This is a genomic window from Streptomyces sp. NPDC014891 (assembly GCF_043081085.1).
Lineage (GTDB): Bacteria > Actinomycetota > Actinomycetes > Streptomycetales > Streptomycetaceae > Streptomyces.
The window spans coordinates 177,449-195,126 of sequence record NZ_JBIBWF010000001.1 but is presented as its reverse complement, the minus strand read 5'-3'; the positions used below and the strand labels follow the sequence as shown (position 1 = coordinate 195,126).

The following is a 17,678-nucleotide window of genomic DNA, read 5'->3' as shown; positions in this document are numbered from 1 at the left end:
GGGCGTCTCTTCCGCTGCTCCCGGACGCGTGGCACGGCCGGGCGGTGCGCCCGGCCGACCGGGGGCCGGCCCCGCGCACGCGGTCCCGCCGGGGCGAGGGTTCGCCGCCGCACCACGGCGGGCCCCCTCACCCCGGCGTCCCGCTCAGACCAGTACTACCGGAAGCTCGAACAGGTCGTTCTGCGTGACGACCGGCTTGTTCCGCAGCTCCTCCGGTGCGACGGCCAGGCGCAGATCCGGGAAGCGGGCGTACAGGGCGGGCAGGGCCACCGACGCCTCCAGCCGCGAGAGGGCGGCGCCCGGGCAGACGTGCGGGCCGTGGCCGAAAGAGATGTGACGGTTCGGCGTACGGGTCACGTCGAACGCGTCCGCCGTCGGGCCGTGCTGCTCCTCGTCCCGGCCGATCGCGCCGAAGGACACGATCAGGGCCTCGCCCTTGGGCAGGATCCGGTCGCCCACCTCGATGTCCTCGGTGGCGAAGCGGATCAGCACGTGCGAGGTCGGCGTCGACCAGCGCAGGGTCTCCTCGATGACGTTCGCCCACGGGACCTCGCCGGAGAGGACCAGCGCGCGCTGCTCGGGGTGGGTCTCCAGGGCGACGACGGCGTTCACGATGAGACTGATCGTCGTCTCGTGCCCGGCCGCCACCATCAGCTGGAGGGTGTTGGTGATCTCCTCCGTGGTGAGGCGGTCGCCGCCCTCCGATGCCTCGATCAGGGCGCTCGTCAGGTCGTCCCCGGGCTTCTCGGCCTTGCCCGCCACGATCCCCGCGAACAGCGTGCCGAGGTCCGCCATCATCTGCGGCACCTCCTCGGGCGGCGTCTGCGTCGAGAAGAACTTCTCGAACAGGGCCTTCATCCGCGGGTGGTCGACGGGGTCGACACCCATGAGGTCGCTGACCACGTTCATCGGCAGCGGGTACGCGAACTCCGCCTTGAGGTCGACGGTCTCGCCCGCCGGACGCTCCGCCAGCCGGTCCAGCATGCCCGTGGTCAGAGCCTCGATGCCCTCGCGGAGCCGCTCCACCCGTCGGGCGGTCAGCGCCTGGGCGACGAGCGTGCGCAGCCGGCGGTGTTCGTCGCCGTCCACCGTCAGCATCGACCTGCCGGGGTTGGCGAGGCCGATCAGCGGCCAGTCCAGGGGTATCTCGCCGCGCTGCCAGGCGCCCCAGACGTCGATGTCCTTGACGAGACGGGCATCGGTGAGCAGCCGCCGCGCCTCGGCGTGGCGGGTGACGGCCCAGCAGGCCACCCCGCCGGGCAGCACGACACGGGCCAGCGGGCCGGCGGCCCGCAGCCGGGCGCTCTCGCCGTCGAGGTCGGCGACGAACGGATCCAGGGCGATGGCGTCGGCGGCGGACGCGGCGTGGGCGTGCGGGCAGGTCATCCGAGGGCTCCAAGGGCGGGGGTCGGGGTGTAGGTCACGGGGAGCGCGGAGAGACCGCGCAGCCAGGGCGAGGGGCGGCGGGCGAGATCGGCCGCGGGAACCGCGAGGTCGACGTCCGGCAGCCGGTCCAGCAGCACCTCGATGCCCGTCCGCGCGATGGTCTCGGCGACCTCCTGCGCGGGGAACGGGCAGCGGTGCTCGCCGTGGCCGAAGGACAGGTAGGCGTTGTTGCCGCCGGTCAGCCCGCCGGCGTCCGCGCGCACGTGCGGGTCGGAGTTGGCCGCGGCGAGACCGAGCAGGAGCAGGTCGCCGCGGCCGATCCGGCGCCCGCCGAGGTGGGTGTCGCGCGAGGCCCAGCGGCCGGCCACGTTCTGGGTGGGGGTGTCCTCCCAGAGCACCTCGTTCATCGCCTCGCCGACGCTGTGCCGGCCCCCGGACAGCGAGGCGGCGAACCGGTCGTCGGTCAGCATCAGCCGCAGCGAGTTGCCGATCCAGTCGGCGGTGGGCTGGTGGCCGGCGGCCAGCATCACCATGAGGTCCTGGGCGACCTCCTCGACGGTGAAGCCGGCGTTGTTGCCCAGCATCCGCGAGGCCACGTCGTCGCCCGGCGCCTCCGCCTTCGCGGCGAGCAGCCCGAACATCGACTCCGCCAGGTGGCGCTGGCCCTCCAGCGCTCCCTCCTGACCGTTGATCATGTCGTTGAGGGCGGTGACGAGCCCCGGCCCCTGCTCGTCGGAGAAGCCGTAGACGCTGGCGAGGACCCGTACCGGCAGCAGCATCGCGTACTCGGCGATGATGTCGCACGACCCCTTGCCGCACAGCGCGTCGATCAGCTCGTCGGCGAAGTGCTCGGCCCGCTCCTTGAGCACGAACGGGTCGATCCCCTCCAGGGCCGAGGAGATGACGTTCGCCCGCTCGCGGTGCCGCTCGCCCACGGTGTAGAGGATCGACGGCTGCTTGCGCCCGATCATGGGCAGCAGCGGCCAGTCCGCCGGGATGGCGTCCCACTGGTTCCACAGGTCGGAGTCGCGGGAGAAGAGGACCGGGTCGCTGGTGACCTGGTGGAGCTCGCGGTAGCCGAGCACCAGCCAGGCGGGCACGTCGCCGTCCAGGACGACGGGGGCGACGGCCCCGTGGTCGCGCCGGATCTGCCGGTACAGCTCGTTGGGGTCGGTCTGGAAGCGCGGCCCGCTCAGGGGGACGGGCGGGTGCTCGGAGAGGGTCACGGGGCGGGCTCCGGGATCGGCTGCGGGACCGGCGGCGTGGCCGGGGCGACGACGGTCCGCAGGTGCTCGACGAGCGAGATGAGGACCTGCTTGCTGGACTCGCGCGAGCGCGCGTCGCAGAAGACCAGCGGTACCTCGTCGGCGAGGTCGAGGGCCCCGCGGATCTGTTCGGGGGTGTGGGAGGGACCGCCGAAGTCGTTGCAGGCGACGACGAACGGCGTCCCGTGGTGTTCCAGGCGGTCGATGGCGTACCAGGAGTCGGCGAGCCGGCGGGTGTCGACGAGGACCACCGCGCCGAGCGTCCCGGAGAACAGCCGGTCCCACAGGAACCAGAACCGCTCCTGGCCGGGCGCTCCGAACAGGTACAGGACGTTGTGGGTGTCGAGCGAGATCCGGCCGAAGTCGAAGGCCACCGTGGTGGCCGACTTCGCGGCGACTCCGGCGGTGTCGTCGACTCCCTCGCCCGCCTGGGTCATCGTCTCCTCGGTGTTCAGCGGACGGATCTCGCTGACCGAGCGGACGAGGGTGGTCTTGCCGACTCCGAAACCGCCGACGACGACGATCTTCAGTCCGTTGTCGGCGGTGCTGCGCAGGGTCTGGCGCGGTTCATCAGAGGTTACGGAGTCCAACGAGCACCTGCTCCAGGATGTCGTGATCGGGAAGGCGGTACGACGCACGGGGGTGCCGGGCGCTGATCCGGCCGGTGTCGTGCAGGTCGGCCAGGAGGATCCTGGTGATCGAGACCGGCAGTCCGAGGCCGGCCGCCACCTCCACCACGGCGGTGGGGTAGCGGCACATGCGCAGGATGGCGGCGTGCTCGGACTGCATGCCGGGGACCGGGTCGCTCTCGGCGACCACGAGGGTCACCAGGTCGAAGGCGTCGGACCCGGCGCGGCTGCGGCCGCCGGTCAGGGTGTAGAGCCGGTCGGGGGAGTCGTCCCGGCCCGGCCTGCCGCGGCTCATCCCCGGGGCCTCGCGACCAGGTGCTCGCCCAACTGCTCCACCAGTTCGGACATGTTGTGGCCCACGTGGCCGGCGTCGGCGTCCTCGTCGGCGACGACCGCGAGGTGGGCGCCCTCGCCGGCCTCCACGATGAAGAGGATGCCGCCGTAGAACTCGGCGATCGCGGAGCGGACCCCGCCGGTGCCGTCGCCGAACTCCACGGAGGCACCGTGCGACAGGCTCTGGATGCCGGCGGCGATCGCGGCGAGCTGGTCTGCCTGGTCGACGGAGAGCTCGGGGGTGCGGCAGAGCTTGAGGCCGTCACGGGAGAGCACCAGGGCGTGCCGGGTGCCCGGGGTGCGTTCCAGCAGGCCCTCGAGGAGCCAGCTGAGCTTCTCGTCGGTGGTGGAGCCGGTCATTACGAGGTGCCTTCCGGGTACGGGGGGTTCGAGGTCGGCGACGGCGTCCGCGGGGCGGACGCCGGGCCGGCCGGATCGGTGGGTGCGGAGGGGGAGTGGGGGCCGTCGCCGACGGCGGGCGCCGTCCCGGCCGCGGGACCGGCCTCGGGCTCGCCGTCCGGTCGGGGGGCGGTGCTGCGCACGGCACGGCGGAAGGTGCCGAACCGGTTCGCCGCACCGGCGGCCGCGCCGGTGCGCGGACCCTCGGCGGGCGCCTTCGCGGCGGTCTGCGGGCCCTCGGGGTGGGCGGCCGCCATGGCCCGGCCGCGGCGGCGCTGGGGGAGTCCGCTCTCGCCGAAGCGGGGGTGCTCGCCGGTGGACTCGGCCGCGCTGTCGTGCACGGTCTCGGGCTCGGCGGCGGGCGCCGGGACCGGGGCGGGCGCGGACAGGCCCCGCCCCGAGACGGGCGGCAGCGGGTCGGCGGGTGCGGCGGCGGGCTCGGCGGGCGCGTGGCTGATCAGCTCCTGCGGGAGCATCAGCAGGGCGCCGGTGCCGCCGCGCGCGGAGGGACGGAAGGACACGGTGAGGCCGTGCTTGCGTGCGAGCCGGCCGACCACGGCGAGGCCGAGGCGCGTGCCGGAGAGGCCGGCCAGGTCCTGGGGCGCGGAGCCGACGGCGGCCTCCGCGCGGCGCTGCTGCACGTCGCTCATCACGAGGCCGCTGTCCTCGACGGCGATGATGACGCCGGCCGGGACCTCCTCGACGTAGACGTGCACCTCGGCGGTGGGCGGCGAGAAGTTCGCCGCGTTGTCCATGAGTTCGGCCAGGGCGTGCATGACGCCCTCGGCCGCGTGCCCGGCGACGGCGGCGTCGCTGCTGGAGTGCAGCCGCACCCGCTGGTAGCCGCTGATCCGGCCCATGGCGCCGCGGAGGATCGACTCCATGACGATGGGGCGGGCCCAGCGCCGTCCGGACCGGGCCCCGCTGAGCACGGCGACGGAGTCGGCGAGCCGGCCGGCCTGGGCGGTGCGGTGGTCGAGGTGGAGGAGGTCGGTGAGGACGTCCTCGTCGGCGTGCCGGTGCTCCATCTCCCGGAGGTCGGCGAGCATGCTCGTCGCCAGGGCCTGCATGCGGCCCGCGGCGTTGGCCGCGGCGGCCATGGCCGCGGACCTGCCGGACTCGGCGCGGCGCAGCCGGTCTTCGAGCAGCTCGGTCTCGGCGGCGCGTTCCCGGCGCAGTGCGTCGATCTCGGCCGCGTGGGACCGGACGAGATCGTCCGTCCTGGCCGTGTGGGCCGCCCGGGCGGCTGCGGTCTCCGACTCCAGCCGTTCCTTCGCGGTGGCGGTCTCGCGCTCGGCGGCCGCGGTGAACCGGGCCATGTACACCTCCTTGGAGGCGACGTCGGCGGCCAGGGTGTCGGCCCGGCGGGCGAGTACGCGCGCGGTGCGCCCGTACCAGGTGACGGCGAAGGCCGCGGCCGAAAGGAGCAGGACCCCGCAGGCGGCGAACCAGCCGAGCGGGGTGCGGACTCCGCCCGGCGCCGCGGCGACGGCGGCGGCTGAGAGCGCACCGCCCGCGGCGGCGGTGAGCAGCGAGGCGGTCAGGGCAGGACGGAAGGGGGTGGGTGACGCCGACATCAACCAGACTCTCGGGAGCGGGCACACGGGGAAGGGAGTCGTAACGACGGCACTATAGATGCGTTGTTGATCAGTTCGGAACTCTTGTGATCGGATCGGCATTCGGTTCAGGGAATACTTTTCCGGTACTGCGCCCGAGAAGGTCCGAAGTTGCACGCTTGCCCGCAACCACGAGGCGCTGAACCCTTCCTGAAGGGCCGTTCGTTCCCGCGCCGTTCCCCGAGATGTCGGGGCGAGCCGGGAAAACGGTTTGAGCGCGAGCGGCGGTGCCGACAGGATCGGGCGACACCGATGAGTTCCTCCCGCCGCCGCGGTCTTCCGGTATGACCCGCAGCGTGCGGAGGACACTCACCCCACGGAAGGCGCCATGCAAGCACCCCTCGCGACCCCCACCCTCCCACCCGCACGCGTCACCGCCGTGCTGCGGATCCTCGTGCTGTCCACGTTCGTCGTCCTCCTCAACGAGACGATCATGGTCAACGCGATCCCGCGGCTCATGCGCGAGTTCGAGGTGACCGCGGCCGCCGCGGGGTGGCTGTCGACCGCCTTCATGCTCACCATGGCCGTCGTCATCCCGGTGACCGGCTGGTTCCTCCAGCGCGTCACGACCCGGACCGCGTACGGGCTGGCCATGGCGCTCTTCCTGGCCGGCACGACGCTGGCCGCCGCGGCGCCGGCCTTCCCCGTGCTCCTGGTCGCCCGCGTCATCCAGGCGAGCGGCACCGCCGTCATGATGCCGCTGCTCATGACGACCCTGATGACCCTCGTGCCGCCGCACGACCGCGGCCGCCTCATGGGCAACATCACCCTCGTCATCTCCGTCGCCCCCGCCCTCGGTCCCGCGGTCTCCGGCGTGCTGCTGCAGCTCGGGACGTGGCGACTGCTGTTCCTCGCCGTGCTGCCCATCGCCGGTGCCATGGCGATCGTCGGTCACCGCCGGCTGGTCAACATCGGGGAACCCCAGGCCGGACCGATCGACTGGGTCTCCGTCCCCCTGGCGGCGGCGGGCTTCGGCGCCCTGGTCTACGGCCTGAGCGGCCTCGGCGCCGGGGACGAGGCCCCGGCCGTGGTGCCCGCGGAGGCCACCACCGCCGTCGGCGCGCTGCTCGTGGCGCTGTTCGTCTGGCGGCAGCTGGCCCTCCAGCGCTCCTCGACGCCGCTGCTCGACCTGCGGGCGCTCACGTTCCGGCACTTCTCGGTCGCGCTCGCCCTGATGTGCCTGTCGTTCATGGCCCTCATGGGCGCGTTCATCCTGCTGCCGATCTACCTCCAGGAGGTCTGCGGCCTGAGCTCGCTCCAGACCGGGCTGCTCCTCATCCCTGGCGGTCTCACCATGGGACTGCTCGGACCGCAGGTCGGCAAGCTCTACGACCGGCTCGGCGCACCCCGGCTCGTCGTCCCCGGCGCGGCCCTCACCGCGCTCTGCCTGGGCCTGTTCGCCCTGATGGGGGAGGAGACCGCGCCGTGGCTGGTGCTCGCCGTGCACGTGGCCCTCAGCGCCGGCATGGCGTTCGTCTTCACCCCCGTCTTCACCTCCGGCCTGTCCGTCCTGCCCCCGCACCTCTACCCGCACGGCTCCGCGATCCTGGGCTCCCTCCAGCAGGTCGCGGCCGCCGCCGGCACCGCCCTGGTCATCAGCGTGATGTCGGGCCGCGCCGCCACGGCCGCGGCCGACGGCGCCGCGCCCACGGACGCGCTGGCCACCGGGATCCAGTGGGGATTCGGCATCGGCGCGGTGCTCGGCGGGCTCACGGTGCTGGTCGCGCTGCTGGTGCGCACCCCGCCCGTGCCCGAACCGCCCGCCGCGCCCGAGGCCCAGGGCGAGGAGGGGACGTCGCTGGACAAGACCGCGACCACCCCCGGCTAGCCGGTCCCGCGCGGACCTCCCCGACCCGTCTCCGGGGGCCCGTACCTCGTACGGCCCCTCTAGGATGACAACCGCGCCTGACGGCGCACGGGGTCGACGTCCCACGCGGCCGACGTCTCACCAGGTCTCGCGCGTGCGCGGGGTGCCGGTGACGGGCGTCGGGGCGGGGCCGTCCGGTAGCTGGTCCACGGGGGGAGATCTTCGGTGTTCGGAATCATCAGGCCATGCCGTCATCGGCTGGGCGAGGGCCTGCGTACCGAGTGGATGGCCCACTTGTGCGGGCTGTGCCTGGCACTGCGCGGGGAGTACGGGCAGTTCGCCCGGGTGGCCACCAACTACGACGGTCTGATCGTCTCGGTCCTGACCGAGGCGCAGTCGGAGCGGACCGGCGACTGGCGCCGGGGAGCCGGTCCGTGCCCGCTCCGCGGGATGCGGTCGGCGAGCGTGGCGCAGGGCGAGGGTGCGCGGCTGGCGGCGACGGTGTCGCTGGTCCTCGCGGCGGCGAAGATACGCGACCACGTGGCCGACGGCGACGGACTGCTGGGACGCCGCCCGGTGGCCCTCGCGGCCCGCCGGATCGCGAGGGGCTGGGACCGTGCCGGTGCCGCGGGCGGCGAACGCCTCGGCTTCGACACCGCCGTACTGCTGGGCGCGGTCGAGCGGCAGCCGGAGATCGAGCGGTCGACCGGCCGGGGAGGCTCGCTGCTGACGGTCACGGAACCCACGGAGACCGCGACCTCCGCGGCCTTCGCCCACACCGCCGCCCTCACGGGGTGCCCGGGCAACGCGGAACCGCTGGCGGAGGCCGGCCGTCTCTTCGGCCGCCTGGCCCACCTGCTGGACGCGGTGGAGGACCTGGACGCCGACGAGGCGTCGGGCGCGTGGAACCCGATCGCCGTGACCGGCGCGGACCGTGCCGAGGTCCGCAGGCTGTGCGACGACGCCGTCCACGGGATCCGGCTCGCCCTCTCCGACGCCGTGTTCGTCGACGGGCGGCTGGTGCAGGCTCTGCTGGGCGGGGAGTTGGAGCGGGCCGTCGACCGGGTCTTCGACCCCCGGCACCGTGACCACCGGCACGACCGCCGGACCTCTGCCCCGCGCATGCTGCCCTGGCTGGGGCTCCGGACGGAGGCGGAGCGGCCCCCGGCGACCCCGATGGACCCGGCCTGCGGAGTCGGCGCGCTCGCGGGCACGGCCCCGGACGGTGCGCCGACGGCATCGGGCCGCCCGCCGGAGGGCGAGTGCCGGCGCTGTCGGGAGTACCGCCGGCTGTGCGGCGACTGCCGGCTGTGCTTCAACTGCTGCCGTTGCGCCGACGACGGCGGCGACTCGGGCGAGGGCGACTCCTGGCAGTTCGGCGAGGGAGGCGGCGGCAGCGGCGGTTCGGGCCGGGACTCCTCGGGCCGGGACGGCTCGCGCGGTGACGGCTGGTCCGGCGGCAACGGCGGTGGCTCGGGCGGCTCCTCCGGCGGCTCCGGCGGCTGGGGCGGAGGCCACTCGGGCGGCTCGGGCGGCCACGGTGGCTCCGGCGGTTCCGGCGGCTCCGGCGGGGGTTCGGGCGACGGCTGCGGCGGCGGCGGGGGCTGCTGCAATCCGTGCAAGTGCTGCTGCGACTGACGACCGACCGGCGCTCCACCCGGCACACATGACGGAAGCGGCCCACCAGGCACCCCTGGTGGGCCGCTTCCGTCATGTCGGGACGGCCGCCCCGCCCCGCCGATGCCGCCGTTCGCGTCAACATCAGGCTGATTCCATTCGAAAACCGTCGCACAGACAGGGTGTTGTCGAGCGCCGTTCACTTGGGCGTATTACTCTTCCTTGACTCGCTGTTGGGCTTGCTTTGGTGAAGTCTGATGATGGTGTTACCAGAGGGAGGCGCACCGAGATGTCATCCGTCCGCCTGTCCGCAGTCCTCCGCGCAGCGCTCCTCCTCGTCCTCGCCCTCGCCTGCGGCGGCCCCCCACTCACCCCCGCCGGACCGGCGGCCGCCCTCCAGCGGCCCTGCGCCCAGCAGGTCGCGCCGACAGCGGCCGCCGAGTCCTCGCACACCGGAGGCGGCGAGGCGGACGCCCCCGGAGGCTCCGCCCTCCACCGCGACCGCCGACGGCCCGTCACCCTCACCGTCGCGCTCCCCGGCCACCCGCCGGCCACCCGCGCCACCCCGCTCGACGACCTGACGGCGGACCGCGCCGGCGGCGCGGACCCCCGGCCGAGACCGCTCGCCTCCCGCGACTCCGCCACGCTGCAGGTGTTCCGCTGCTGACGGACGGTGCCCACCCGCGCCGACCTGTCAGCCCGACGCGCCCCCACGGCGCGCCAGGAGGAATCATTCATGCAGCCCCTCATCGACAACGCCCGCCGATTCGGACAGCGCCCTGAGGAGTTCGCCGCACACGCTGCGGGCCAGTCCCCGGCCGTCCTGTTCATCACCTGCTCCGACTCCAGGGTCGTCCCCGCCCTGATCACCGGCGCCCGACCCGGTCAGCTCTTCGAACTGCGCACGGCGGGCGGCATCGTCCCCCCGTACGGCGCGGGCAACCCCAGCGGGGAGGCCGCCACCGTCGAGTACGCCGTCGAGGTGCTCGGCGTGCGGGACGTCGTCGTCTGCGGCCACTCCCACTGCGGCGCGGTGGGATCCCTGGTCCGCGGCGACGACCTCAGCGCGGTCCCCGCCGTACGGGACTGGCTCGCCCACGCCGCCCCCGACGGAGCCCCGGGGCGCGCCGACGACCCGGCCGTCACCGACGCCGTCCACGGCCACGTCCTCGCCCAGCTGCTGCGGCTGCGCTCCTACCCGTGCGTGGAGCGGCGGCTGGCGGACGGCCGGATCCGGCTGCGCGGCTGGTACTACGAGGTCCACACCGGTGCCGTACTGGAGTACCGCTCCGAGGCCGACGCCTTCGAGGCGCTGTGAGGAAGGACCCGCGGACGCCCCGCTCCCTCCCCTTCCTGCGGCAGGACTTCGCCGCCTCGCTCGTCGTCTTCCTCGTCGCCCTCCCGCTCTGCATCGGCGTCGCCGTCGCCTCGGGCGTACCCGCCGAACTGGGTCTCATCACCGGCATCGTCGGCGGCATCGTCACCGGCCTGATGCGCGGCAGCAGCCTGCAGGTGTCCGGTCCGGCCGCCGGCCTCACCGTCCTGGTCTTCGAGGCCGTCCGTGCCTTCGGCCTCGCCGCGCTGGGCGTCATCGTGCTGGCGGCCGGCCTGCTCCAGATCGCCATGGGCCTCCTGCGGTGGGGCCGCTGGTTCCGTGCCATCTCCCTGTCCGTCGTCGAGGGCATGCTCGCCGGCATCGGCCTCGTCATCATCGCCGGGCAGCTCTACGCCGCCGCGGGCGTCCCCGCCCCGGACTCCGGACTCGACAAGCTCACCGGCCTGCCGGGCGCCCTGGTCGAGGCCCTCGGCGACCGCGAGGCCCTCGTGTCGCTCGCCGTCGGCGCCGGCACCATCCTGCTCATCGTCGGCTGGCGGCGCATGCCGCGCCGGGCCCGGGCCGTCCCCGGTGCCCTGGTGGCGGTCCTCCTCGCCGCCCTCGCGACCGCCGTGCTGGACCTACCGGTGGCCACCGTGCGGGTCGGCGGCGTCCTGGAGGCCGTCCACCTCCCCGGGACGGAAGCGCTCTCCTCGCTCGCCGACCCGGCGCTCATCGGCACGATCCTGGCGTTCGCCCTGATCGCCTCCGCCGAGTCGCTCTTCAGCGCGGCGGCGGTCGACCGGCTCCACTCCGGACCGCGCACCGAGTACGACAGGGAACTCGTCGCCCAGGGCGTGGGCAACACGCTCTGCGGGCTGCTCGGGGCCCTGCCGCTCACGGCGGTCATCGTGCGCAGCTCGGCCAACGTGGAGGCCGGAGCCCGGACGAAGGCGTCCCGGGTGCTGCACGGGGTGTGGCTGCTGCTCTTCGTGGTCCTGCTGCCCACCGTGCTCGCGTACATCCCGCTGGCCGCGCTGGCCGGGATCCTCGTCCACGCCGGATGGAAGCTCATCCCGTTCAAGGGCGTGGTGACCCTGTGGGGCCGCCACCGGGGCGAGGCCCTCGTCCTGGTGGCCACGGCGGCGTCGATCGTGGCGGTCGGCATGTTCGAAGGAGTACTGATCGGTCTCGTCCTCTCGGTGGGCAAAGCCGCCTGGGAGGCCTCCCACCTGCGGATCGAGCAGACCGACGACGGGCGGGAGGCGGTCCGTGTCCGGCTCCAGGGGACGGTCACCTTCCTCCGGCTGCCCCAGATACTCGACAGCCTGGAGGCCCTGCCCGGCGACCGGCGGGTGGTCCTGGACCTCTCCGGAGTCCACCACCTCGACCACGCCTGTCGCTCCGCCCTGGAGACCTGGGCGGAGCGGCACAGCGGGGCCGACGCCGAGGCGGTCCGGGCGGCCACGGACCCGGAGCGGGACGAGGAGGCGAGCGCGGCCCGGGTGAGCAGCCCGGGCTGAGGCCCCGGCCTCCGGTGGGGACGGCCCGCGCCGCCGTTCCCCCGGAGGTCCGGTGCGGCGGGGGAGCCCGGCCGCGCCCCCGGCGGACCGCGGTCGTGTCCGCGGAGTGCGTGGCGCACTCCGGCATAGGAGCCTGGTGGTGTGGTGAAGCCAACGAGGCCGGCGAACGGCGCGAACCCGCGGAGCTGGCTGCGCGGGGCCCCGCCGCCCCGCTGGGTGCGGGTCCTGCCCGTGCTGCTGCTGGTCGGGGTCGCGGCGGGGTCCCTCTCCGACTCCGTCCCCGTCGACATCGGCTTCCTGCTCGGCGCGGTGCCGCCGCTGGCTGTCCTGGCTTACGGGCCGCTGGCCACGGCGCTGCTCGGCGCCTCCACGATCGTGCTCCTGACCGTTCCGTTCTTCCATCTGAACCGGCCCGGCAACACCGACCTCTTCACCCTCGGCTTCGTCGCCATGCTCAGCGTCTTCGTCTCGTTCGTCCGCGGGCGCCGGGACCAGCAGCTCGACCTGGAGCGCACCGTGGCCGAGACGGCGCAGCGGGCGATCGTCCCGGACGTGCAGCGCACGGTCGGGCCGGTGCGCTGCGCGAGTCTGTACCGCGCGGCCGAGCGCGGCACGCTGGTCGGGGGCGACTTCTTCGACGTCCGGCCCGGCCCCCACGGGATCCGGGCGGTCCTCGGCGACGTGCAGGGACACGGCCTGTCGGCCGTCGCGACGGTCGCCTCCGTCCTGGGCGCCTTCCGGGAGGCGGTGCTGGACGACGTGGACGCGGAGTCGATCGCGGCGCGGCTGGACCGCAGGCTCGTGGTGGACTCCGCGCGCACGGAGCACGCGGAGCTCTTCGCCACGGCCGTGCTCCTGGACTTCGTGCCGCACGGGCGGGAGGTCCGTGTCCTGGCCTGCGGCCATCCCCCTCCGGTCCTGGTACGGGGCGGGGCCGTGAGCACCCTGGAACTCGACCCCGGGCCGCCCCTCGGCCTCGGCCTCGCCGACGTCCTGCCCGGCACCGCCGCCACGGTGTCGCTCCAGCCCGGGGACCGGCTGCTGCTGGCGTCGGACGGCGTCCTGGAGGCCAGGGACGCCTCCGGCGCCTTCTACCCCTTCGCCGAGCGGCTGGCGCGGATGACCGATGTCGGCCCGGACCGGCTGCCCGACGAGATCTGGGCCGACCTGAGCGGTTTCGCCCCCAAGATCCAGGACGACGTCACCCTGCTGGTCCTGACCCTGGACGCGCCCGGCACGGACCGGGCCGACACCGGCTGACCCGCCGGCATCCCGGACTCCGCAGGCGCCCTGGACCTGAGAGCACGGCCCCCGGGGCTCGGCGGCGAGCCGTGCGGTGCGCCGCGCTCAGGCCACCGGCAGCACCGGCGGCAGCGCCGAGGGCAGCCGGTGGGAACCGATCCAGATCCCGGTGACCGCGCTGACGTAGCGGGCGCCGCAGCGGTCGGACGGCACGACGAGCTGCGCGCCCGCCGTGTCGAGTTCCGCGTCGTCCATGCGGGTCGCGAGCAGGACGGGTGCGTTGCCGAAGTCGGCGTCGAGCTCCGCCCACGACAGGACGGTGTGATGGCCGTCGCCGCCGCTCACGGACACCAGGAAGCGGGAGCGCTCCTTGCGGCGGGCGGCGTCGAAGCCGGGTCGCGCCGCCGCCATGACCTCGCGGAGCAGCGGTCCGGCGAAGGTGTGGTGCTGCGGTCCCGCCGTGGCGCAGTCGAACACCACCTCGGCCCGGTGCTCCTCCCACCCCTCGCGCAGGTCGGCGACGCTGAGGGTGGCGGGGGCGGCCACGTCCCCCCAGACCGCGAAGGATCCGGGAGGCGCGGACGCGGTGACGGGCAGGGCGGGGGATGCGGCGATCGGTCGGCTCATGGTCGGGTCCCTTCGGTGCGGTCGTTGCGGCGGCTGCGCGCAGTGATACCCGACCGTGGAACCGGAGAACCTCGTCTGCCATGTCGAGTGGACCAGAAGCCCGGCATTTGTGAGCTTGATACGAGAGAGCGCCTCCTATCCTCCCGGTCTATCGCCCGACACCCCGCCTCTGCCGGTCGAGGGCCAGCCAGACGCGGTCGCGGGTCACCGGAAGCTCGGTGAAGCGGATGCCCGTGGCGTCCCGGAGGGCGTTGGCGAAGGCGGGGGCGACGGGGTTGAAGGGGCTCTCGCTCATCGACTTGGCGCCGAGCGGGCCGATGGAGTCGGAGGTCTCGGTGAAGTGCACCTCGGTGCGCGGGACGTCCGCGTACTGGGGGAGGCGGTAGCGGCGGAAGGCGGCCGTGGTGACCTCCCCGCGTTCGCCGATCCGGACGTTCTCGAAGAGGGTCGCGCCGAGGGCCTGGGCGACCCCGCCCTCGACCTGGCCCCGGCACTGCATGGGGTTCATGACCTTGCCCGCGTCGGCCGCGTGGACACTGCGCAGGATGCGGATCTCCCCCGAGTCGGGGTCGACGGCGATCCGGAACCACTGCGCGTTGAAGGCCACCGAACGCGGTGACCCGCCCCAGTGCCCGTCCGCCGCCAGCTCCTCCGCCGCGCCGAGCGCGTGCGCGGCCTCGTACAGCTCCTTCAGGGTGACGGTCCGCCCGGCGCAGTCCACGGACTCGGCGCCGAGCGTGCACAGGTGCCGGGCGACCCCGCTGTGCCGGGCGGCGAGGGTGCGGAGGCGTTCGGCGAGGGAGCCCGCTGCGAGGAGGACGGCCTTGCCGGCGACGACGGTGCCGGCGGACCCGAACGCGCCGGTGTCGTGGCGGACGACGTCGGTGTCCGACTGGCGGACCGTCAGCCGGTCCTCGGTGGTGTGGAGGGCCCCGGCGGTGATCTGCTGGTGGACGGTGGTGGTGCCGTTGCCGAACTCGGCCGTGCCCACGGCGATGTCGTACGTGCCGTCCTCCAGCAGCGAGACCCGGGCGTCGGCGTAGTGCCCGCCGGGCGGCCCGGTGGCGATCATCGCCATGCCGGTGCCCTGCCCGACGAGCCACCCCTCCGGGGCCTCCTCGGCGCTGCGGTCCCCGGCGATCGCGTTCCGGACGACGGAGAGGCACTGGTCGAGTCCGTACGAGGCGATGTACAGGTCCTCCTCCTCGCCGATCGGGCTGTGCATGCCCTCGCCGGGACCGATGACGTTCCGCTCCCGGAAGACCAGCGGGTCCATGCCGAGACGCCGGGCGAGTTCGTCCATGACGGACTCGACGGCGAAGGTCACCTGCCCGAGGCCGTAGCCGCGGAAGGCGCCCGCCGGGACGACGTTGGTGTAGACGGAGTAGGCGTCGACCTTCTTGTGCGGGGCGCGGTAGACGGCGAAGGACTCGCCGACGCTGTGGAACATCACCGCCGGGCCGTGGTTGCCGTAGGCGCCGGTGTTCGACACCACCCGCATCTGCACGGCGGTGAGGGTGCCGTCGGCCCGCGCGCCCGCCTTCACGCCGATGGTGAACGGATGCCGGGTGGTCGCCCCGTAGAACTGCTCGGCCCGGGTGTACTCCAGCTTCACCGGCCGGCGCAGCTTCAGGGCGGCGAGGGTCACGATGTCCTCGGTGAGCATCTCCTGCTTGCCGCCGAAGCCGCCGCCGACGCGGCCGGCGACCACCCGGACCTCGTCCTCCGCGAGGCCGTACAGCGCGCAGAGCGCCCGCCGGGTCAGGAACGGCGTCTGGGTGGACGAGCGGACGGTGAGCCGCTCGCCCGTCCCCTCCCCCTCGCCGTCCTTCGGCTCGAAGTACGCGACGCAGCCGTGCGTCTCCAGACTGGCGTGCTGGACGCGCTGGGTGCGGAAGGTCTCCTCGTACACGACGTCGGCCTCCGCGAACCCCTCCTCGACGGAGCCGATCTCGCCGTGCACCTCTCCCGCGACGTTGTCCTCGACCCGGGCGATGCGCGCCTCCGGGCCCTTGCCGGCGTGGATCACCGGAGCCCCGGGGCGCATCGCCTCCTCGGGGTCGGTCACGTACGGCAGCTCCCCGTACGTCACCTCGATCCGGCGGCAGCCCTCCTCGGCCGCCTGCTCGCTGTCGGCGACGACGGCCGCGACCCGCTGCCCGACGTACCGCACCACGTCGTCCAGGACCCGGGTGTCGTCGGGGTCCTCGGTGGGGTGCTCGTGCCGGGCGGAGGAGTACAGCGTGGCCGGGGCGTCCTCGTGGGTCAGCACGGCGTGGACGCCGGGTACCCGGAGGGCGGCCGCGGTGTCGATCGCGAGGATCCGGGCGTGCGGGTGCGGCGAACGCAGCAGCTTCATGTGGAGCAGGCCCGGCACCTCGACGTCGAAGGTGTACCGGGCGGTGCCGGTGACGACCTGCGGGCCGGCCGGCGCCCCGACGTTGCGGCCCACCGCCTCCCCCGCGCAGGGCCGTTCGACGTGCCGGACGCCCCGGACGGCGTCCTCGATGGCGCGGTAGCCGGTGCAGCGGCAGATGTTCCCCTTGAAGGCGCGCGGGAGGTCGTCGAGCTTGCCGTCGTCGTCCGGCGTGCCGCGCTCGGCCTCCAGGGCGGCCGTGGTCATGAGGAAGCCCGCGGTGCACATGCCGCACTGGTAGCCCTGCGCGTCGAGGAACCTCTGCTGGACCGGGTGGAGTTCGCCGCCCGGGGCGGCCAGGCCCTCCACCGTGGTGACGGTCCGGCCCTCCGCCCGCACGGCGGGGTAGAGGCAGCTGTGCACGGGCTCCCCGTCGACGTGCACGGTGCACGCGCCGCAGTCGCCCGCGTCGCAGCCCTTCTTCACGCCGAACCAGCCCCGCTCCCGGAGGTAGGTCCGCAGGCACTGGCCGGCGCGCGGCTCGTCCTGGTGGGACCGGCCGTTCACCCGGAGCTGGAATCCCTCGGTCCGCGGGCTCATCGGACTCCTTCTTCCGTCGATGCGGTGAGTTCACGGCGGACTTCCTCGGCCAGGCGCAGGCCCATGTGCCGCCGCCACTCGGGAAGTCCGTGGATGTCGTCGAACCATTCGTCGGGCCGGACGGCCTCGTCGACGGCCGCACGCAGCCGCTCGCGGTCCGGCGGCAGCGGGAACCAGAGCCGGAAGGGCCGTACGGTCGCGGCGCTCACCGTCACCGCCAGCGAGCCGTCCACGGGGTCGAGGGTGCCGACGACCAGCGCGCCGGACCGCCCGAGCCCGTACAGCGAGGCCTGGCGGAACGCCGTACGGCACCCCAGGGCGCGGGCGGGCAGCGTCACGGAGCGCAGCAACTCGCCGTCCGCGAGGTCCTTCAGGCCCGCTCCGGTGATGAAGTCGACGACCTTCACCTCCCGCAGCGAGCCCCCCTGGGCCTGGAGCAGGCAGGTGCCGTCGAGCGCGGCGGTCAGCGAGATCATCGGCCCGGCGGGCAGGCCGTTGCAGAGGTTCCCGCCGACGGTCGCCATGTTCCAGATCTTGAACGAGGCGAGGAAGGCCCGGCAGCACTGCTCGAAGAGCGGCGCCGCGGGCGCGTCCAGGCTCCGCCGGCCGAAACGCGACAGCTGGGCGATGGTGCACGTCGCCGCGATCTCCAGCGAGCCGTCCTCGTGCCGGGTGAGCGGCTCCCAGCCCATCCGGCTCAGGTCGACCAGCCGCCGCAGCCCGGGCTGCGGCTCGGAGAACAGGTACGTGCCCCCGCCGAGCCACGCGTCCCCGGGCCGCCACGGCTCGCGCCGCCGTGCGTCCCGTACGTCCGCGATCGTGTTCAGATCCATCCCACCCCTGCCTCCCGACCGGTGCCTTCAGGCCAGTGAAGCCGGGGGAGACCCGCGGGACGACTGGACGCGTAGCCGGAAATCGTCCACCTCGCTCGGCCACCTCCTGGAGGTTCGACCAAGAGCTGTT

At 74.1% G+C, this 17,678-nt stretch carries 15 protein-coding genes; 6 read left to right on the top strand and 9 right to left on the bottom strand.

Annotated elements, in window-relative coordinates; genetic code table 11:
• Positions 1–144 precede the first annotated feature (144 nt).
• The 6 genes from ACF09E_RS00875 to ACF09E_RS00850 are packed head-to-tail and all read right to left on the bottom strand — an operon-like array spanning position 145 to position 5,589.
• Positions 145–1,386, bottom strand: coding sequence for a cytochrome P450 (locus tag ACF09E_RS00875; RefSeq protein WP_392203187.1), 1,242 nt, complete (start codon positions 1,384–1,386; stop codon positions 145–147).
• Positions 1,383–2,612 carry a cytochrome P450 gene (locus tag ACF09E_RS00870; protein WP_392203186.1) on the bottom strand — a complete coding sequence of 410 codons (1,230 nt, stop codon included), beginning with the start codon at positions 2,610–2,612 and terminating at the stop codon, positions 1,383–1,385. Before ACF09E_RS00870 ends, ACF09E_RS00875 begins: the two co-directional genes overlap by 4 nt.
• Positions 2,609–3,241 (bottom strand): ATP/GTP-binding protein, encoded by a 633-nt coding sequence (locus tag ACF09E_RS00865; RefSeq protein WP_361854561.1) that lies wholly within the window; start codon positions 3,239–3,241, stop codon positions 2,609–2,611. Before ACF09E_RS00865 ends, ACF09E_RS00870 begins: the two co-directional genes overlap by 4 nt.
• Entirely contained in the window at positions 3,222–3,575 is a 354-nt protein-coding gene (locus ACF09E_RS00860; protein WP_361854564.1) for a DUF742 domain-containing protein, read from the bottom strand. Before ACF09E_RS00860 ends, ACF09E_RS00865 begins: the two co-directional genes overlap by 20 nt.
• Positions 3,572–3,973 (bottom strand): roadblock/LC7 domain-containing protein, encoded by a 402-nt coding sequence (locus tag ACF09E_RS00855; RefSeq protein WP_361854567.1) that lies wholly within the window; start codon positions 3,971–3,973, stop codon positions 3,572–3,574. The genes ACF09E_RS00860 and ACF09E_RS00855 overlap by 4 nt, the downstream gene beginning before the upstream one ends.
• Positions 3,973–5,589: a sensor histidine kinase gene (locus ACF09E_RS00850; protein ID WP_392203185.1), complete on the bottom strand. Its 1,617-nt coding sequence runs from the start codon at positions 5,587–5,589 to the stop codon at positions 3,973–3,975. The genes ACF09E_RS00855 and ACF09E_RS00850 overlap by 1 nt, the downstream gene beginning before the upstream one ends.
• 367 nt (positions 5,590–5,956) lie before the next feature.
• On the opposite strand from ACF09E_RS00850, the gene ACF09E_RS00845 reads away from it, so the two are divergent.
• From ACF09E_RS00845 to ACF09E_RS00820, 6 genes are all read left to right on the top strand, one after another.
• The gene (locus ACF09E_RS00845) at positions 5,957–7,456 is read left to right on the top strand and encodes a DHA2 family efflux MFS transporter permease subunit (protein ID WP_392203184.1); all 1,500 of its coding nucleotides are present in this window, start codon (positions 5,957–5,959) and stop codon (positions 7,454–7,456) included.
• 264 nt (positions 7,457–7,720) lie between these two features.
• Positions 7,721–9,073 carry a DUF5685 family protein gene (locus ACF09E_RS00840; protein ID WP_392203183.1) on the top strand — a complete coding sequence of 451 codons (1,353 nt, stop codon included), beginning with the start codon at positions 7,721–7,723 and terminating at the stop codon, positions 9,071–9,073.
• A 268-nt stretch (positions 9,074–9,341) separates the two neighbouring features.
• Positions 9,342–9,719 (top strand): hypothetical protein, encoded by a 378-nt coding sequence (locus tag ACF09E_RS00835; RefSeq protein ID WP_392203182.1) that lies wholly within the window; start codon positions 9,342–9,344, stop codon positions 9,717–9,719.
• 69 nt (positions 9,720–9,788) lie between these two features.
• On the top strand, positions 9,789–10,370 hold the full coding sequence (locus tag ACF09E_RS00830; protein WP_392203181.1) for a carbonic anhydrase: 582 nt from the start codon (positions 9,789–9,791) through the stop codon (positions 10,368–10,370).
• Positions 10,367–11,890, top strand: a complete 1,524-nt coding sequence (locus ACF09E_RS00825; RefSeq protein ID WP_392203180.1) for a SulP family inorganic anion transporter — start codon at positions 10,367–10,369, stop codon at positions 11,888–11,890. The genes ACF09E_RS00830 and ACF09E_RS00825 overlap by 4 nt, the downstream gene beginning before the upstream one ends.
• A gap of 141 nt (positions 11,891–12,031) precedes the next feature.
• The gene (locus ACF09E_RS00820) at positions 12,032–13,150 is read left to right on the top strand and encodes a PP2C family protein-serine/threonine phosphatase (RefSeq protein ID WP_392203179.1); all 1,119 of its coding nucleotides are present in this window, start codon (positions 12,032–12,034) and stop codon (positions 13,148–13,150) included.
• An 87-nt stretch (positions 13,151–13,237) separates the two neighbouring features.
• Here ACF09E_RS00820 and ACF09E_RS00815 read toward each other — a convergent pair whose 3' ends face one another.
• The 3 genes from ACF09E_RS00815 to ACF09E_RS00805 all read right to left on the bottom strand — a co-directional run bounded on the left by ACF09E_RS00815 (position 13,238) and on the right by ACF09E_RS00805 (position 17,548).
• Positions 13,238–13,759, bottom strand: coding sequence for a molybdopterin-dependent oxidoreductase (locus ACF09E_RS00815; protein WP_392203178.1), 522 nt, complete (start codon positions 13,757–13,759; stop codon positions 13,238–13,240).
• A 148-nt stretch (positions 13,760–13,907) separates the two neighbouring features.
• On the bottom strand, positions 13,908–16,715 hold the full coding sequence (locus tag ACF09E_RS00810; RefSeq protein ID WP_392203177.1) for a molybdopterin-dependent oxidoreductase: 2,808 nt from the start codon (positions 16,713–16,715) through the stop codon (positions 13,908–13,910).
• Positions 16,712–17,548, bottom strand: coding sequence for an FAD binding domain-containing protein (locus tag ACF09E_RS00805; RefSeq protein ID WP_392203176.1), 837 nt, complete (start codon positions 17,546–17,548; stop codon positions 16,712–16,714). Before ACF09E_RS00805 ends, ACF09E_RS00810 begins: the two co-directional genes overlap by 4 nt.
• Positions 17,549–17,678 lie beyond the last annotated feature (130 nt).

Excerpts from the sequence above, each read along its gene's own strand:
- ACF09E_RS00845 (WP_392203184.1), top strand. The coding sequence starts at position 5,957 with ATGCAAGCACCCCTCGCGACCCCCACCCTCCCACCCGCACGCGTCACC.
- ACF09E_RS00810 (WP_392203177.1), bottom strand. The coding sequence starts at position 16,715 with ATGAGCCCGCGGACCGAGGGATTCCAGCTCCGGGTGAACGGCCGGTCC.
- ACF09E_RS00860 (WP_361854564.1), bottom strand. The coding sequence starts at position 3,575 with ATGAGCCGCGGCAGGCCGGGCCGGGACGACTCCCCCGACCGGCTCTAC.
- ACF09E_RS00830 (WP_392203181.1), top strand. The coding sequence starts at position 9,789 with ATGCAGCCCCTCATCGACAACGCCCGCCGATTCGGACAGCGCCCTGAG.
- ACF09E_RS00855 (WP_361854567.1), bottom strand. The coding sequence starts at position 3,973 with ATGACCGGCTCCACCACCGACGAGAAGCTCAGCTGGCTCCTCGAGGGC.
- ACF09E_RS00840 (WP_392203183.1), top strand. The coding sequence starts at position 7,721 with ATGGCCCACTTGTGCGGGCTGTGCCTGGCACTGCGCGGGGAGTACGGG.
- ACF09E_RS00805 (WP_392203176.1), bottom strand. The coding sequence starts at position 17,548 with ATGGATCTGAACACGATCGCGGACGTACGGGACGCACGGCGGCGCGAG.
- ACF09E_RS00875 (WP_392203187.1), bottom strand. The coding sequence starts at position 1,386 with ATGACCTGCCCGCACGCCCACGCCGCGTCCGCCGCCGACGCCATCGCC.
- ACF09E_RS00850 (WP_392203185.1), bottom strand. The coding sequence starts at position 5,589 with ATGTCGGCGTCACCCACCCCCTTCCGTCCTGCCCTGACCGCCTCGCTG.
- ACF09E_RS00815 (WP_392203178.1), bottom strand. The coding sequence starts at position 13,759 with ATGAGCCGACCGATCGCCGCATCCCCCGCCCTGCCCGTCACCGCGTCC.
- ACF09E_RS00835 (WP_392203182.1), top strand. The coding sequence starts at position 9,342 with ATGTCATCCGTCCGCCTGTCCGCAGTCCTCCGCGCAGCGCTCCTCCTC.